Source organism: Bartonella sp. AP30XZML (assembly GCF_042195945.1).
GTDB lineage: Bacteria > Pseudomonadota > Alphaproteobacteria > Rhizobiales > Rhizobiaceae > Bartonella.
On sequence record NZ_JBHIPJ010000004.1, the window covers coordinates 1 to 1,323 of the forward strand.

Sequence of the window (1,323 nt, forward strand, 5' to 3'; positions counted from 1 at the left end):
AATTCAGTTAGCCACCCAGACAAACTTTTAGATTTGTCAAAGAATGAATATTACGAAACCGCACTCTCTAAGATGTAAAATTGATCATGCCAAAACCACGCCCTCCTCATCTCGTTAAACAAATTACTCAACATGGCAAAATTGTATGGTATGTACGTATTGGTCATGGACCACGTATTAGAATCCGCGGAACCTATGGAACGCAAGAGTTTGTTGACAACTACAAAAGCGCACTTGCCGAATTACAAGGGCTTATACTTCCTAAATCAAAAACCGGTAAACTTGTTGAAGGGTCATTTGCATGGCTGCTTAAACAATACTTTAACAGCGTTCATTGGCATAGCCTTGCTAAAGCTACGAAAAGACAAAGAGAACTTATCCTTATGAAGGTATGTGATGCTATAGGAAACATTCCATATAGAGAAATAAAGAAATCACATATTACAGCGGGTGTTGAACGCCGCAAAGAAAAACCAACAGCTGCCCAAAATTTTCTAAAAGCACTTAATGGACTTTTTAATTGGGCGATCGATCAAGAACTTCTGGAGAATAACCCAGCTTTAGGAATAAAAAGACCTCCTCTCAACAACAAAGATGGATTTGCTGTTTGGACAGAAGAAGATGTTGAAAAATATTATCACCATTGGTCACATGGTTCACATGAACGCGTCTGGATTGATGTTCTTCTTTACACGGGTTTGCGTCGTGGTGATGCGGTCCGCATTGGTTGGAAAGATGTCAAAGATAATATCATTCATCTCAAGACAGAGAAAAGTAAATTCCAAACAGATGTTTTTCTACCCATTTTGCCTGAATTAGCAGAAACTCTAAAAATTGGTCCTATTGGAAATGAAACATTCATTTGCGGAAAAAACGGAAATAAACTCGTAAAAGAAAGTTTTGGAAACTTATTCCGTGAAGCGTGTAATGCGGCGGGAATCAAAAAATCAGCACATGGCTTAAGAAAATTAGCAGCAACACGCGCCGCTAATTCAGGTGCAACAGTATCACAACTCAAGGCAATTTTTGGATGGACCGACGACAACATGGCATCTCTTTACACAAAGAGCGCAGACCGCAAAAGGCTAGCTATAGAAGCGATAAAAAAGCTCCAAAAAAATGAGGGATAGTGCTATAAAAAACGTTAATGGAATCAATAATGATAAATTTCCCCCATATCGCAATAACTCATTTATTTTATTTAAAATTATTGAATCTCTGGGGGCACCATTTTATTTCTTAAACATATTGAAATATATAATTTTTTATTTGATTTTCTATTTTTCAGACCACCTTTTAGTCCACCTCTTGTGGTTTATACAA

At 37.3% G+C, this 1,323-nt stretch carries 1 protein-coding gene; it reads left to right on the plus strand.

Annotated elements, in window-relative coordinates; translation table 11 throughout:
• Positions 1 to 86: 86 nt before the first annotated feature.
• Entirely contained in the window at positions 87 to 1,130 is a 1,044-nt protein-coding gene (locus ACFIL2_RS00170; protein WP_375680233.1) for a tyrosine-type recombinase/integrase, read from the plus strand.
• Positions 1,131 to 1,323 lie beyond the last annotated feature (193 nt).